Source organism: Gymnodinialimonas ceratoperidinii, from assembly GCF_019297855.1.
Lineage (GTDB): Bacteria > Pseudomonadota > Alphaproteobacteria > Rhodobacterales > Rhodobacteraceae > Gymnodinialimonas > Gymnodinialimonas ceratoperidinii.
Window position 1 is genome coordinate 2,155,044 of the sequence record NZ_CP079194.1, and the last position, 13,758, is coordinate 2,168,801.

Here is a 13,758-nt window from a genome sequence, read left to right on the forward strand (position 1 = left end):
ATCAGGAGAAGACTAGCACGGTTCGCGATGGCTCTCAGGCCCAGTGTCGACAATCGCGTTAACTATTATCCGCCTGTGACAGATGCGCGACACGGTTGCGCGGTCGACAAATACAGAATTTTCGCTCGATGAGACATTGAGAATTTGGGAATGGGGGCACCCCCTCACCCATTCTTCACCTCTGACGCCAGTTTCAGCACGGCGTCGCCGTCGTCTTGTTTGATTTAAAGCGCCGGGTCGTGCTTGGTGCCGTTGCGGGTCACCTCGTTGCCATTGATTTTGCGCGTGGTCTTCTCGGTGAAGACCGATTGCACCTTGCCCTTGGCGGTGCCGTCTCCCCAGTTCCACTGGACGCTGTCGCCTTCGCTGAAATCACTCATGCATCAATCCTGGATGGAGAAAGGGCGGCGCCATCGTCCGGCACCGCCCTGCGTCTCAATTCACTTCTTGTCGTTGCTGTCCTTGGCGTCTTTCGCCTTGGCATCCTTGTCTTTTTTCTGCTTCTCACCTTCCTGGTTCTTCAGGTCGTGGTGCAGTTCCGAGCCCTTCATGTCGATTACGGTCTTGCCGTCGGTGTCGATGTGTTGAGATTTGTCCTTGGTCATGTCTCGATCCTCTCTGCATGGCCCCTGCCCCGTCACGCGAACCGCGCGGGGTCGGGGGCGCTTGGCTATGGGAGGAAAACCACCGCGCCGCTGCAAAGTTCCGCTCCCGCGTCCTTGGTGCGCGAGGACCGGTCACAATCCGCTCACTCAGGCTTCCGCGACAAACGCGACCGTTGCGGAATGGTTAAGGAGAACATAATGTGAACACATGGCTCAGAAAACGATCAGTGAAAAGCTCGCGATCCTCAGCGACGCGGCAAAATACGACGCCTCCTGCGCGTCGTCCGGCTCGACGAAGCGGGACTCCAGCGACGGCAAGGGGCTCGGCTCCAACACCGGGGCGGGGATTTGTCATTCCTACGCGCCGGACGGGCGCTGCATCAGTCTGCTCAAGATCCTGATGACGAATTTCTGCATCTATGATTGCGTCTACTGCGTGAACCGCGTGTCGTCGAACGTGGAGCGGGCGCGCTTCTCGGTGGACGAGGTGGTGCAGCTGACCACGGATTTCTACCGGCGCAACTATATCGAGGGGCTGTTCCTGTCGTCGGGCATCATCCGCTCGCCTGACAAGACGATGGAGGACATGGTCCGCATCGCCCGCAAGCTCCGCGAGGAGGAGAACTTTCGCGGTTACATCCACCTCAAGACGATCCCCGATGCAGCACCAGAGCTGATCGCCGAGGCCGGGCGGCTGGCGGACCGGCTCTCGATCAACGTGGAGCTGCCGACGGATCAGGCGGTGAAGGATTACGCGCCCGAGAAGAGCCCAGACCAGATCCGCAAGGCAATGGCGGATGTGAAGTTGCGGCGGACGGTGAGCAAGGACCGCTCCCACACGGGCAAGCGGCCGCCGAAATTCGCGCCGGCGGGGCAGTCGACGCAGGTGATCATCGGCGCGGACGGGGCGAATGACGCGACGATTCTCGGCCAGTCGACGCGGCTCTATGGCTCCTACGGGCTCAAGCGGGTCTACTACTCGGCCTTCAGCCCGATCCCCGACGCCTCCTCGCGGCTGCCGCTGGTCAGCCCTCCCCTGCAGCGGGAGCATCGCCTCTATCAAGCGGATTGGCTGCTGCGGTTCTATGACTTCCAGCTGGATGAGATCACCGGCGCGACCTCTGGCGGCAACCTCGACCTCGACATCGACCCCAAGCTCGCCTGGGCGCTCGCGCATCGCGGGCTGTTTCCGCTCGACGTGAACACGGCCTCTCGCGAGATGCTCCTACGGGTGCCGGGCTTCGGCGTGAAGACGGTCAACCGCATCCTCGCCTCGCGTCGTCAGCGGACCCTGCGCTACGAGGATATCGCGCGGCTCGGGGCGTCTCTCAAGAAGGCGCGGGCCTTTATCACCGCGAAGGGGTGGACGCCCGGCGGCCTGATCGACAGCACCAACCTGCGCGGCCTCTTCGCCCCGCCGCCCGAGCAATTGAGCCTGTTCTGATGAAGCGGATCGTGGTGCCTCGGCTTGGGGCGGATAAGGCATGGCGAGAGGCGGCACGGGGCTGCCTCGCCGCCGGGATCGCGCCGGACGAGGTGACCTTCTCGGAAGCGGGCGCAGGCGGGCTCTTTGACGAGGTGATTGCGCCGCCCTCAGGCGGTACCCGCGCGATCAACGTGCCGAAGTCCTTCATATCGCTGGCGGAAACGGTGGTGTGGCACAGTGATGCCGATCGCTTTGATCGGCTCTATGCCTGCCTCTGGCGGCTCCAGAAACAGCGCGGGCTGATGCAGGACCGCGCCGATCCCCTCGTCCAGTCCCTGCGCCGGATGGAGAAGAACGTCCACCGCTGCCAGCACAAGATGAAGGCCTTCGTCCGCTTCCGCGAGATCGGCGATCCCGCCGCCGCCCGCCGCAGCTTCGCCGCCTGGTTCGAGCCGACGCACCACACGGTCGAGCCGACGGCGCAGTTCTTTGCCAACCGTTTCGGCGACATGGACTGGCGCATCGTGACCCCGGATGTTTCGGCCTTCTTCGAGGGCGGCAAGCTGAGCTTCGCGCTCGACATGCCCCGCCCCGAGATGCCCGAAGACGCCCACGAGGATCTCTGGACCACCTACTTCTGCAACATCTTCAACCCGGCACGGCTGAAGGTGAACGCGATGACCTCGGAGATGCCGAAGAAATACTGGAAGAACCTGCCCGAAGCCGCCTCGATCCCCGGCCTGATCGCGCAGGCCCCGACGCGCGCCCGCGAAATGGCCGAGGCCGCCCCGACCCTGCCACCGCTCCGCGCCGCGCGGGTGCAGGAAGCCGCCGAGCGCGGCACCCATTGGGACGGCCCCTCGGAAGGCTTTGCCGCCGCCCTCGCCGGATGCCAGCGCTGCCACCTCTGCCACCATGCCACCCAGGTCGTCCCCGGTATCGGGCCGGAGGCGGCCGATCTCATGATCGTGGGAGAGCAACCGGGCGACCGCGAGGATCTGGAAGGCGTGCCTTTCGTCGGTCCCGCCGGTCAGGTCCTAACGCAGGCGATGGCGACGGCGGGCGTCAGCCGCGAGGGCGTCTACATGACCAATGCGGTCAAGCACTACAAGCATATCGTGCGCGGCAAGCGTCGCATTCACCAAAGCCCGAACCGCGACGAGATCCAGCACTGCCAGTTCTGGCTCGATGCCGAGGTCGGGCGGGTAAAACCGAAGATGATCGTGGCCCTCGGCGCGACGGCGGCGCTGTCCCTGACGGGCCGCAACGGCCCGATGAAAACGCGCCGCGGGACGGTGGAGCCGGGGCGTCTGGGCGTGCCGGTGCTGATCACCTACCACCCCGCCTATGTCCTGCGCCTGCGCGATCAGGCGGCACAGGACGCAGCACGCGCGGCGCTCTCAGCAGACCTCGCGACCGCATGGAAGCAGCAGGCGGCCTGAGGCACGGCGCGCCTACGCCGCGGGTTTTCCTTATTTTTTTCAATTGGTTTGGACCCAAAACCCGCGCCTCGCGTTAAGGTTCTGATAAATCTTCAGGAACACCCGATTCCATCTTGCGCGCGCATCCTTCCCCGGCCGCCCCTCGGCAGGGCTGGCGAAGGCCACCTTGCGCGCGCGTGATGCTGCCATAGGATGTCGACATGACCCAGAGCACAATCGACCGAACAATCGCCGTCATCGGCTTTGGCCCGCGCGGTCTGGGTGCGCTGGAGGCGCTCAGCATCGCGGCGAGGTCGGCCGAGACGCGCTTCCGGATCGATATCCTCGATCCCGGTGATGCGCTTGGCGCGGGCCCGAACTTCCATCCCGATGAAAGCCCCCTGTGCTTGCTGAACATCCCCGTGCGCGTGCTCGACATCGATCCCCCTGCCCTCGTGCAGCGGCTGATCCCGCCGTTCGACGCATGGTCCGGCACCACCAGCACGGGCGAGGATTTTCCGCCCCGCCGCGATCTGGGCGCCTACATGACGGCGCGGCTGGAGGCGCTTTGCACCGTGTCGGAGCCCGTGTTCGAGACGCGGCGCCTCTGCGAGAAGGCCACCAAGCTTGCGCGTGACGCGGCGGGCTGCTGGATCATCACCGACGAGGGGCGCCACGGACCCTATGACGAGGTGCTGCTCTGCCCCGGCCAGCCGTCCACGAAGCCTGACCCGCAACTCGCGCGCTGGACCGACCATGCCGAGGCCCATGACCTGACCCTGATGACGGCGTATCCCGCCAAGGACCTCGCGGAAGCAGCCGAGGGCTGGCAGGACGCGCAGGTGGCCATCCGGGGGCTCGGGCTCTCGACCCATGATGTGCTGCGGATGCTGACCCTCGGCCTTGGCGGCCGTTTCGAGGACGGGCGCTACATCCGCTCCGGCCGCGAGCCGCGTCACCTGCTGCCGTTCTCGCGCGATGGTCTGCCGCCGGCCCCGAAACCCGCGACTGCCGAGATCGACGCGCTCTACGACCCGACCCCGGACGAGAGGAAGGCCTTCGTCGCGGCCTTGGAAAAGGCTGTCGGCGAAAGCCCGGAGGCTGCGCTAAAGACAATATGCGACGCGCTCGAAAGCCCGGTCGGACGCATCGCATCGGCCCAAGGCGGGAACCAGACGCGCGCGGATATCACCGCTTGGTTGACCGCAGAGCGCGACGGCACGGCCGCGCCCGAAACCGACGACACGGTGGAGGCGCTGCGCACGACGATCGCGATGGCCCACGACCGCGCCGCGCCCACGACGGGCTATGTCGCCGGGCAGCTCTGGCGCAAACAGCAAAACGAGATCCGCAGCGCCTTCAACAGCACCGACGTGGCCGCCGAGACGGCAACGGCCTTGGTGAAGTTCGACGAAGGCATGAAGCGGTTCAGCTATGGCCCGCCGGTGCAGGCCTCCGAGCAGTTGCTTATGCTGATCGAGGACGGCCTCGTGAGCCTTCAGACCGTCGATGATCCCGATATCGCGCTGGACCCTGCGGGCTGGCGGCTGGTGGAGGGCGACGACGCCCTCCTTGCCCGCGTGATGATCGATGCGGTCCTGCCCAATCCGGACCTCGCCCAGATCACCGCGCCCCTCTTTGTGGACGCCATCGACGAGGGCCTGATCACAGCCGTAGACGAAGGATTTGGCGCGCAAACGCGGCCCGACGGATCCCTCGTCACCCGCGACGGAGAGACCAGCGCGGGCCTTTGCCTGCTTGGGCGCATGTCCCTTGGCAGCGTGATCGCCACGGATTCCCTGCACGATTGCTTTGGCGCCTCGACCCACCGTTGGGCCGAGGGCGTTCTGGCTCGGGCGCGCGGCTAGACGTGGGCCACTACCGCTCTCACGAAAGCGGCATGGTCGCGCCCGGCGCGTCCTCGGTGCGGCGCACACGGTAGAGGCTCGCCTCTCCCGACATCGCCGGGGTCAGGCTGTGGGTGAGGCCCACGGGAACGTTGCAGGTGTCGCCGGGGTTCAGCACGCTTTCGCCGCCGTCCCACGACAGCCGCCAATGGCCGCGCATCGGCATCAGAACCTCGGGCGCCTCGTTGGTGTGCGACCCATCCACGGAGCCGCGGGTGAGGAACTCCACCTCGAATCCGGGGCGGTCGCGAAGGATCGCATCTGCGCCGATGACCTTGGCCGGCTGATGGTCCGCCAGAGCCATGAGGTCCCAGTAGCGCGCGACGTAGTTCGGCACGACCTCCGCCGTTGTCGGCTCGGGATATGCGGCAAGCTCGGCCTCGGTCAGGGTCGGCATCGGCTTGACCCCCTCGGGCAGCGCCTCGCCCTTCTTGGTGTCGTAAAGCCGGCCCGTCTCGGCCAGAACCAGCCCGTGATCGCGCGCGTCCTCGATCACCTGCGGCGCCCAGAGCACGCCGCCGCCGGCATCGTCGCCGCCCAGAACCGCCATGATCATCCCGTAATCGGTGCCGATATTCTCGAACCCGCGGAAAATGCCGGTGGGAATGTTGATGATGTCGCCCTCTTCCAGCGTCACTTCCCCGGCGTCGCCCCACCGGCCCCAGAAGAAGCGCCAGCGGCCCTTCAGGACGAAGAACACCTCCGCCGTGCGGTGCGAATGCAGGGAGTTGCGGCATTTGGGCGGCTGACCTGCCGCGCCGATGTTGAAGCCGATCTTGTCCGCGATGTGGACGTGCTGATCGGGCGACTCGCTCACCCCGCCGCCGATGATCGTGAAGTTCTCCTTCTGGTCGCTGCCGGGGGTATGGGCATCGATGAAAGCGGTCTTGCAGGGGCGCAATTCGCCGTAGCGGACGATGTTGCGTTCCATCTCGGCCGGGGTGGTCTGGGTCATGGCGTCCTCATCTGGTCAACGGTCATACACGCGGCGATTCCCGCGTCTTCCATGCCACGCTACTCGGCATTGCAGGCGCCATAAAGCGATTTTGCATTCGTATTCACATTTGCAATCAAAGCCCAACGCCACGCCTTCGCGCAGGCGATGGATTGCCGCTTGCGGCGATTGACATGGAATCATCACTTTGAGTTGGCGCGGTTGCTGCTAGGCTCGACGGGTCACAAAGAGGAGATACCCGATGCCCATCATTCTCGACCGTCGCGGCTTTCTGGCGACCAGCGCCAGTGCCACCGTCATCGCCCTGCACCCCTTCTCGGTCCACGCCCAGGCCAACCAGGCGCATCTGAGGATCATGGAGACGACGGATATCCACGTCCACGTCTACCCCTATGATTACTACGGCGACCGCCCTGTCGACACCGTGGGCCTCGCGCGCACCGCGAGCCTGATCAAGGGCGTGCGGGACGAGGCGACCAACTCGATCCTGCTCGACAACGGCGACTTCCTGCAGGGCAACCCGATGGGCGATTACATGGCCTACGAGCGCGGCATGTCCGAGGGCGACAGCCACCCGATCATCACCGCGATGAACACGCTCGGTTTCGATGCCTCGACGCTCGGCAACCACGAGTTCAACTACGGGCTGAACTTCCTGATGAACTCGCTTGCGGGTTCCGGCTTCCCCGTGGTCTGCGCCAATGTCGCCACCGAGATGGGCGCCTCGCCCACCGAGGACACGACGCTGGTGCCGCCTTACGTGATCCTCGACCGCGAAATCACCGATGGGGCCGGAGAAACGCATCCGATCCGCATCGGCGTGATCGGCTTCGTGCCGCCGCAGATCATGACATGGGACCGCCGCCACCTCGAAGGCAACGTCATGGCCCGCGACATCGTCGAGACGGCGCGCGCCTACGTGCCGCAGATGCGCGAGGCCGGCGCCGACATTGTCATCGCCCTCTCGCACTCGGGAATCGGCCCGGCCGATCACACCGAAGGGATGGAGAACGCCAGCGTGCCGCTCGCCGCCGTCGAAGGCATCGACGCGATCCTGACAGGCCACCATCACCGCGTCTTCCCCGGCCCCGATTACGCCGACGCCCCGGGCGTCGATTCGGAGGCGGGCACGATCATGGGCACGCCCGCCGTCATGGCCGGCTTCTGGGGCAGCCACATGGGCCTCGTCGACCTGATGCTGGAACGTGACGGCAACGCCTGGCGCGTGGCCTCCCACACGTCCGAAGCCCGGCCGATCTCGCGCCGCGAGGAAGACCGCTCCGTCACCGCGCTGGTGGAAAGCGACGAAGAGGTGCTGGCCTCGGTACGCGAGGAGCACGAGGCGACGCTCGACTACGTCCGCCGCGCGGTGGGCGAGACCGACGCGCCGCTGCATAGCTACTTCGCGCTGGTGGCCGATGATCCCTCGGTCCAGATCGTCTCCAACGCCCAGACCTGGTACATCGGCCAGATGATGGAGGGGACCGAGCACGAAGGCCTGCCGATCCTGTCGGCCGCGGCCCCCTTCAAGGCCGGCGGTCGTGGAGGGCCCGAGTATTACACCGAGGTGGAAACCGGCCCGGTGGCGATCAAGAACGTCTCGGACCTCTACCTCTACCCGAACACCGTACGCGCGGTGCGGGTGACGGGCGCCGAGGTCCGCGAATGGCTGGAGCGTTCGGCGGGCATGTTCAACCAGATCACCCCCGGCGAGGCCGACCAGGTGCTGCTGAACCCCGATTTCCCCTCCTACAACTTCGACGTAATCGACGGGGTGTCCTACCAAATCGACCTCAGCCAGCCGAGCCGGTACAACAATGACGGCGAAGTCGTGAACCCCGACGCGCACCGCATCGTCAACCTGATGTACGACGGCGCGCCGATCGACCCGGAGGCAGAGTTCATCATCGCCACCAACAACTACCGCGCCGGCGGCGGCGGCCATTTCCCCGGCGCCTCGCCCGAGACGGTGATCTTCGAGGGCCCCGACACCAACCGCGACGTGATCGTGCGCTACATTGTCGAGCAAGGCACCATCAGCCCCTCGGCCGATGCCAACTGGACCTTCGCGCCGATGCCCGACACCACCGTTCTGTTCGATACCGGTCCAGCGGCCGAGGGCTATATCGACAGCGTCGAGGGCGTCTCGATCGAGCCTGCGGGCGACGGTCCGGACGGCTTCGCACGGTATCGCATCACGCTCTGATCGCGTCACAGTGCATTCAACCCCACCGCCTTCCTCGGGCGGTGGGGTATTCTTTTCACGGTCTCGCGTCGGTCTAGGCCGCCCCAAGCTGGACGGCATGGCCCGAGCCTTCGCCACGCCGCGCCGGGGTGACGTTAACCACGACAGCCCCCTTCTTGCGGCCGCTATCCACATGACGATGCGCGGCGCGCATGTCCGCGAAATCGAAGCAACGGTCGATCACCGGCTGCAAATCTCCGGTCTCCGCAAGGTCCACGACGGCTTGCAGGATGGCCCGGTCCTCGCTGGCGACGCCGCTCACGAACTTGCGGCGATAGAACAGGGCTTTCAGCGCGCCGAAGATCATGTCCGACGCCTTCCCAGTCACCATCACCATGCGCCCCGTGGGCCGCAACGCATGGCGCGCGCGGTGGAAGGGGGCCGTGCCGACGGTATCGACCACCACATCGTATCGCGCGCCTTCGCGGGTGAAATCACGCGTCGTATAGTCGATCACCGCATCCGCGCCCAAGGCCCGCACCATCGCCGCATTGCGGCCCGAGGTGACCGCCGTGACGCGGGCGCCCAGATGCTTCGCAATCTGCACGCTGGCCGAGCCGACAGCCCCGGACGCCCCGTTGATCAGGACCTCTTCGTCAGCCTTGATCCCGGCCTTGTTAACCAGAAAATCATAGGCGGCCGTGCCTCCGAATGGCAGCGCTGTGGCGGCCTCGAAGCTGAGGCTCTCCGGCTTCATCACCAGTTTCCCGTCCTCCGGCAGGACGATATATTCCGCGTGGGCTCCGAAATCCGCGCCGGGAAATCCGATGACCGCATCGCCCGGCGCGTAGCGGGTGACCTTCGCGCCCACCGCCTCGACCACGCCCGCGAATTCGGTGCCGAGCACCTTCTTGCGCGGGCCGGTGATGCCGAAGAACAAGCGCCCCGCAAGCCCCATGCCGCGCGGCATCTGCATGCTGCGCGCGCGCCAGTCGCCGCTGCTGACGGTGGTGGCATGCACGCGGATCAGCACCTCGTGTTCCTTGGGGGTCGGCTTGGGCAAAGACACCTCGGTGAGGACATCGGGGGAGCCATATTGCTTGTAGGTAAATGCACGCATGAGTTTCTCCTTTCGCGGTGGAATGACGGCCCTGCGGCCTGATGGAGAGCGGTGTAGCGCGGCGGATCACTCATGCGAATTGACCAATGTTCTACTTTTGATATGCATATTCGTATGGATTGGCGCGCGGTGAAATTCGATTGGAACAAGGCCCGGGCCTTCCTCGTGACGGCTGAAGAGGGCTCGCTCTCCGCCGCGGCGCGGGCCCTGGGCATGGCGCAGCCGACCCTCGGGCGACAGGTGGACGGGCTGGAGCAGGAGCTTGGCATCGCCCTTTTCGAAAGGGTCGGCCGCGGGTTGACCCTGACCCCCGGCGGGATGGAACTCTTGGAACACGTGCGCGCCATGGGGGAAGCGGCGGGGCACGTCTCCCTCACCGCGCTCGGCCAATCGCAGGCGCTGGAGGGCCGCATCAGCATCTCGGCCAGCGAGACCTACGCCGCCGTTCTGCTGCCGCCGATCGTGGCCAAGCTGCGCCGCGAGGAGCCGGGGATCGAGGTGGAGATCGTGGTGGCCAACCACGCCAGCGATCTGCTGCGGCGCGAGGCCGATATCGCAGTCCGCAACTTTCGCCCGACCGAGCCCGACCTGATCGCCCGCAAGATCGGCATGGCCGACGCCGTGCTCTTCGCCGCGCCCTCCTACCTCGCGGGACTGGGGCACCCGAAAACGCCCTTCGACCTGAGGCGCGCCAACTTCGTCAACATGGATCGATCCGGCGGCTTGATGAAGGGCCTCAACACCCTCGGCCTTGGGTTGACGGAGGCGAATTTCCCCCTGTTTACCGAGAGTTACATCGTGATGTGGGAGCTAGTAAAACAAGGTTGCGCCATTGGCATACTCGATGCGGTGATCGGCGATGCAGACCCCGCCGTGGCGCGAGTGCTGCCGGATCTGGAGCCGCTCTCCTTCCCGATCTGGCTCGTTGCCCACCGCGAGGTGACAACCAGCCGTCGCATCCGCCGGGTCTATGATTTCCTGACCGAAGAGCTCTCCCGCTGAAGCGCACCGACGATCCCCCCGTGCCTTTCTTGATGCCCCGGTCTAACCTGCCGCCATGACACATTCCGATCTCTATACCGCCGGCTCCGACGCGGCCCGCGCGCCCCGTTTTCGCCAACGTCTGGAAAAGCTTCTCTCCTTCCGGACCGACGTCACCGATCCCGCCGCTGCCCCGCAGTTGGACGCCTATCTGGCCCACGTGACGGAATGGTTAACGGCGTTAGGATTTGCCTGCGAGCGGCTGGAGGCCGACGGATTTCCCTTCCTCCTCGCCAAGCGCGTCGAGGGCGCGGGCTTGCCGACGATCCTCAGCTATTCCCACGGCGACGTGGTGCCCGGGATGGAAGGCCGCTGGCGCGACGGGCTGGACCCTTGGGCGCTGACGGAACGGGGAGAGGATTGGTTCGGGCGCGGCATTGCCGACAACAAGGGCCAGTTCTTGGTGAACCTGACGGCGCTGGAAACCGTGCTCGCGCAACGGGGCGCCTTGGGGGCGAATGTCACCTGGATCATCGAGATGGGCGAGGAAGTGGGCTCGCCCGGTCTGGCCGCGTTCTGCGAGACCTACAGGGAAGAGCTTGCCGCCGATCTGCTCTTGGCCTCGGACGGGCCGCGCGTCTCGGCCGAGCGCGCGACGCTCTTCCTCGGCGCCCGCGGCGGGGCCACCTTCCGGCTGGACCTCGAACACCGCGAGGCGGGACGGCATTCCGGCAACTTCGGCGGCGCGTTGCGCAATCCCGCGATCGAGATGGCCCATGCGCTAACCAGCATCACCGATCGCAATGGCGCGCTGCAAATTCCCGACTGGACGCCGGGCCATATCCCGCAAGCGACGCGCGATGCGTTAACGGGGTTAACCCCTGCCGGCGGCGCCGTGGATGCCGATTGGGGCGTGCCGGGACTGACGCCGGCCGAACGCATCCACGCCTGGTCCTCGGCGGAGGTTCTGGCGATGCACGCAGGCGACCCGCCGGCCCCGGTCAACGCGATCCCGCCGCGCGCCTCGGCCTGGGTGCAATTGCGCTTCGCCCCCGGAACCGACGCGTCGGGGTTGGAAACCGCGCTGCGCGATCATCTGGATGCGGGCGGTTTTGGCGACGTTCAGATCACGCAGGAAGGCCCGTTCTTCGCCGCCAGCCGGACGCCTGTGGACCATCCGGTCGCACAGCTCGTCGCGCAGGCCATTACCGAAGGAACCGGCACGGCGCCGGTGATCCTGCCCTCGCTCGGCGGCTCGCTGCCCAATGATATCTTCCGCGACGGGCTCGGCCTGCCGACGGTCTGGGTGCCCCATTCCTATCCCGATTGCTCCCAACATGCACCGGATGAGCATTTGCCAAAGAGCCTGCTGCAAGACGCGACCGGCGTGATGAGCGTGGTCCTGGGCGCCTTGGCCGGACGCACGCCAGAGGAATTTCGCGGCTAGTCCCGCCTCACCCGCCGCGCCAGTCGGTCAGCGCGGGATTGTCCGGCTCAGACGGCCCCGCAGGATCCGGCGCACTATTGCGACGGCGCAAGAGGCCCCCCAGACGTGCGCGGAGACCGCGGCGCGGCGCGGCGCTCCCCTCCGGCGCCGCCCCGCGGGTGTAATGCAACTCACGCGCGCCGAAGTAGAAACTGACAATGGCGCCGAGCAGCCACCAGAGCGGTTCCGGCACCTCCTGCAGCCCCGACATGCGCTCGGCAAAGCCTTGCGGCTCGGCCATGGCGTAGATGAACAGCCCAAGGGTGCCGAGGGCGAGCATCGGACGCGGCAGACGGTTAAGTCCGTTAACCATTCGGTCGAACCAGCCCGTGCCTGCGTGTTCGAACTCCGCACTCGCGCTGTCGAGCGTGGCCTGATGAATATCAGCTGCCAGCTCCATCGCGCGGGTGGCATTTGGCACGAAAACCTCGGAGAGGCCCTCCGCCGCCTCGCCGATCCCCTCCACCGTGCTGCTGCCGCCCAAGGCGCGTTCAATCAGTCCCATGATGCTGTGCGTTCCCGATGTTGTGCCGATGTCAGGTGATAGCGCGGCGAGATGAATTCCTCGGCGCGGATGATCCAGCCGCCTTTGCCGCCATCGCGCCGCCGCGCGTATTTGCGCGAGGCCGGGCGGCGGTCGGCGAGCCGGTAGTAATAATTCCGCCGGGCGATGCCATAGGCGTCCACGAGGTGGTCGGGCGCGTCACCAAGGGCCGCATGGGCGGCCCGCGCGGTCTGCGGGCCGATGAGGCCATCCACGACGATATCGAGCCCCATGTCCCGCAGCAGCCGTTGCAGGATGCGCACGGCATTGGAGCCCGCGTTGACCTGCATGTCGAAGACGCTCGCCTGCAGGGGGTCGGGCAACATGTGGATGTTGGGGCGGGCGAAGTAATGGTCGAGAAACAGGTCAGTCGCCAGTTCCGGCGTGACCCGGCGCACGTCATTGCTGTCGACATCCCCGTCGCCGTCGAGATCGAGGCCGAGGGCGCGCATCGTGTGGATCGTCACGCCATGCTTGGTCGCACCGCCCGGATCGTCGGGATCGTTCACGTAGCCGCCTTCGCGCGCCACGATTTGTTCTGCGATAGACCGAACCGATTGCATGGCTCGCCCTCCATGCTCTTGGTTACTGGAGGGTCGAATCCATCATGGCGGGGTTAACAAACCCTTAATAATTGCGAAAAAACCGGGCACGACCCGGCCCTAGCTTTCGTTTGGATCGACGTAGACGCCCTGCTCCTGCAACGCCTCGATCACCTCGGCGGGCATATATGTCTCGTCGTGGCGGGCGAGGATTTCCGTCGCCTCGAAAGTGCCGTCAATGAGCCGCCCGGTACCGACCATGCCTTCGCCCTCGCCAAAGAGGTCAGGCAGGATGCCGGTGTAGCTGACCGGGATCGAGGCCGCGCCGTCGGTCACCGCGAAGGTAATCGTCTCGCCCTGCCCGCGCACCAGCGAGCCTTCCTCGACAAGGCCGCCGATGCGGAAGACCTCGTGGGGCGGCGGCGGGTTGGAGGCGACCTCGGCCGGGGGGCGGAAGAAGTTGAAGGAATCCTGCGAGGCATAGATGATCAGCGCGACCGAGGCCGTCAGGAAGACCATCGCCAGAACGATGATCTGGATCCGCCTTTGTTTCTTCAATCCACGCATGTCACTGCCTCCGATGTGG

Annotated in this window: 13 protein-coding genes; 6 read left to right on the top strand and 7 right to left on the bottom strand. The window is 65.9% G+C overall.

The window, feature by feature from the left end:
- Nucleotides 1-224 precede the first annotated feature (224 nt).
- Both KYE46_RS10485 and KYE46_RS10490 read right to left on the bottom strand, forming a co-directional pair.
- On the bottom strand, nucleotides 225-380 hold the full coding sequence (locus KYE46_RS10485; RefSeq protein ID WP_219000572.1) for a hypervirulence associated TUDOR domain-containing protein: 156 nt from the start codon (nucleotides 378-380) through the stop codon (nucleotides 225-227).
- Between the two features lie 60 nt (nucleotides 381-440).
- A complete protein-coding gene (locus KYE46_RS10490) occupies nucleotides 441-605 on the bottom strand; it encodes a hypothetical protein (RefSeq protein ID WP_219000573.1) in 165 nt (54 codons plus the stop codon).
- Nucleotides 606-813: 208 nt separating this feature from the next.
- Here KYE46_RS10490 and KYE46_RS10495 point away from each other — a divergent pair, with 208 nt between their 5' ends.
- From KYE46_RS10495 to KYE46_RS10505, 3 genes are all read left to right on the top strand, one after another.
- Nucleotides 814-2,049, top strand: a complete 1,236-nt coding sequence (locus KYE46_RS10495; RefSeq protein ID WP_219000574.1) for a putative DNA modification/repair radical SAM protein — start codon at nucleotides 814-816, stop codon at nucleotides 2,047-2,049.
- Nucleotides 2,049-3,473 (top strand): UdgX family uracil-DNA binding protein, encoded by a 1,425-nt coding sequence (locus tag KYE46_RS10500; RefSeq protein WP_219000575.1) that lies wholly within the window; start codon nucleotides 2,049-2,051, stop codon nucleotides 3,471-3,473. The genes KYE46_RS10495 and KYE46_RS10500 overlap by 1 nt, the downstream gene beginning before the upstream one ends.
- Nucleotides 3,474-3,673: 200 nt before the next feature.
- Entirely contained in the window at nucleotides 3,674-5,320 is a 1,647-nt protein-coding gene (locus tag KYE46_RS10505; RefSeq protein ID WP_219000576.1) for an FAD/NAD(P)-binding protein, read from the top strand.
- Nucleotides 5,321-5,339: 19 nt separating this feature from the next.
- Here the strand turns inward: KYE46_RS10505 and KYE46_RS10510 are convergent, their stop codons facing one another.
- Nucleotides 5,340-6,314 carry a cupin domain-containing protein gene (locus KYE46_RS10510; protein WP_247716817.1) on the bottom strand — a complete coding sequence of 325 codons (975 nt, stop codon included), beginning with the start codon at nucleotides 6,312-6,314 and terminating at the stop codon, nucleotides 5,340-5,342.
- Nucleotides 6,315-6,555: 241 nt separating this feature from the next.
- Here KYE46_RS10510 and KYE46_RS10515 point away from each other — a divergent pair, with 241 nt between their 5' ends.
- The gene (locus tag KYE46_RS10515) at nucleotides 6,556-8,520 is read left to right on the top strand and encodes a bifunctional 2',3'-cyclic-nucleotide 2'-phosphodiesterase/3'-nucleotidase (protein ID WP_219000577.1); all 1,965 of its coding nucleotides are present in this window, start codon (nucleotides 6,556-6,558) and stop codon (nucleotides 8,518-8,520) included.
- 73 nt (nucleotides 8,521-8,593) lie between these two features.
- Here KYE46_RS10515 and KYE46_RS10520 read toward each other — a convergent pair whose 3' ends face one another.
- Nucleotides 8,594-9,619, bottom strand: a complete 1,026-nt coding sequence (locus KYE46_RS10520) for an NAD(P)-dependent alcohol dehydrogenase (RefSeq protein ID WP_219000578.1) — start codon at nucleotides 9,617-9,619, stop codon at nucleotides 8,594-8,596.
- Between the two features lie 102 nt (nucleotides 9,620-9,721).
- On the opposite strand from KYE46_RS10520, the gene KYE46_RS10525 reads away from it, so the two are divergent.
- Entirely contained in the window at nucleotides 9,722-10,621 is a 900-nt protein-coding gene (locus tag KYE46_RS10525; RefSeq protein WP_219000579.1) for a LysR family transcriptional regulator, read from the top strand.
- A 55-nt stretch (nucleotides 10,622-10,676) separates the two neighbouring features.
- Nucleotides 10,677-12,047: a M20/M25/M40 family metallo-hydrolase gene (locus tag KYE46_RS10530; protein ID WP_219000580.1), complete on the top strand. Its 1,371-nt coding sequence runs from the start codon at nucleotides 10,677-10,679 to the stop codon at nucleotides 12,045-12,047.
- A gap of 7 nt (nucleotides 12,048-12,054) precedes the next feature.
- Here the strand turns inward: KYE46_RS10530 and KYE46_RS10535 are convergent, their stop codons facing one another.
- From KYE46_RS10535 to ccmE, 3 genes are all read right to left on the bottom strand, one after another.
- Nucleotides 12,055-12,591 carry a holin family protein gene (locus KYE46_RS10535; protein ID WP_219000581.1) on the bottom strand — a complete coding sequence of 179 codons (537 nt, stop codon included), beginning with the start codon at nucleotides 12,589-12,591 and terminating at the stop codon, nucleotides 12,055-12,057.
- On the bottom strand, nucleotides 12,582-13,193 hold the full coding sequence (locus KYE46_RS10540; protein WP_219000582.1) for a holin-associated N-acetylmuramidase: 612 nt from the start codon (nucleotides 13,191-13,193) through the stop codon (nucleotides 12,582-12,584). The genes KYE46_RS10535 and KYE46_RS10540 overlap by 10 nt, the downstream gene beginning before the upstream one ends.
- A gap of 99 nt (nucleotides 13,194-13,292) precedes the next feature.
- On the bottom strand, nucleotides 13,293-13,739 hold the full coding sequence (gene ccmE, locus KYE46_RS10545) for a cytochrome c maturation protein CcmE (RefSeq protein ID WP_219000583.1): 447 nt from the start codon (nucleotides 13,737-13,739) through the stop codon (nucleotides 13,293-13,295).
- Between the last annotated feature and the right edge of the window lie 19 nt (nucleotides 13,740-13,758).

Excerpts from the sequence above, each read along its gene's own strand:
- KYE46_RS10485 (WP_219000572.1), bottom strand. The coding sequence starts at position 380 with ATGAGTGATTTCAGCGAAGGCGACAGCGTCCAGTGGAACTGGGGAGAC.
- KYE46_RS10490 (WP_219000573.1), bottom strand. The coding sequence starts at position 605 with ATGACCAAGGACAAATCTCAACACATCGACACCGACGGCAAGACCGTA.
- KYE46_RS10495 (WP_219000574.1), top strand. The coding sequence starts at position 814 with ATGGCTCAGAAAACGATCAGTGAAAAGCTCGCGATCCTCAGCGACGCG.
- KYE46_RS10500 (WP_219000575.1), top strand. The coding sequence starts at position 2,049 with ATGAAGCGGATCGTGGTGCCTCGGCTTGGGGCGGATAAGGCATGGCGA.
- KYE46_RS10505 (WP_219000576.1), top strand. The coding sequence starts at position 3,674 with ATGACCCAGAGCACAATCGACCGAACAATCGCCGTCATCGGCTTTGGC.
- KYE46_RS10510 (WP_247716817.1), bottom strand. The coding sequence starts at position 6,314 with ATGACCCAGACCACCCCGGCCGAGATGGAACGCAACATCGTCCGCTAC.
- KYE46_RS10515 (WP_219000577.1), top strand. The coding sequence starts at position 6,556 with ATGCCCATCATTCTCGACCGTCGCGGCTTTCTGGCGACCAGCGCCAGT.
- KYE46_RS10520 (WP_219000578.1), bottom strand. The coding sequence starts at position 9,619 with ATGCGTGCATTTACCTACAAGCAATATGGCTCCCCCGATGTCCTCACC.
- KYE46_RS10525 (WP_219000579.1), top strand. The coding sequence starts at position 9,722 with ATGCATATTCGTATGGATTGGCGCGCGGTGAAATTCGATTGGAACAAG.
- KYE46_RS10530 (WP_219000580.1), top strand. The coding sequence starts at position 10,677 with ATGACACATTCCGATCTCTATACCGCCGGCTCCGACGCGGCCCGCGCG.
- KYE46_RS10535 (WP_219000581.1), bottom strand. The coding sequence starts at position 12,591 with ATGGGACTGATTGAACGCGCCTTGGGCGGCAGCAGCACGGTGGAGGGG.
- KYE46_RS10540 (WP_219000582.1), bottom strand. The coding sequence starts at position 13,193 with ATGCAATCGGTTCGGTCTATCGCAGAACAAATCGTGGCGCGCGAAGGC.
- ccmE (WP_219000583.1), bottom strand. The coding sequence starts at position 13,739 with ATGCGTGGATTGAAGAAACAAAGGCGGATCCAGATCATCGTTCTGGCG.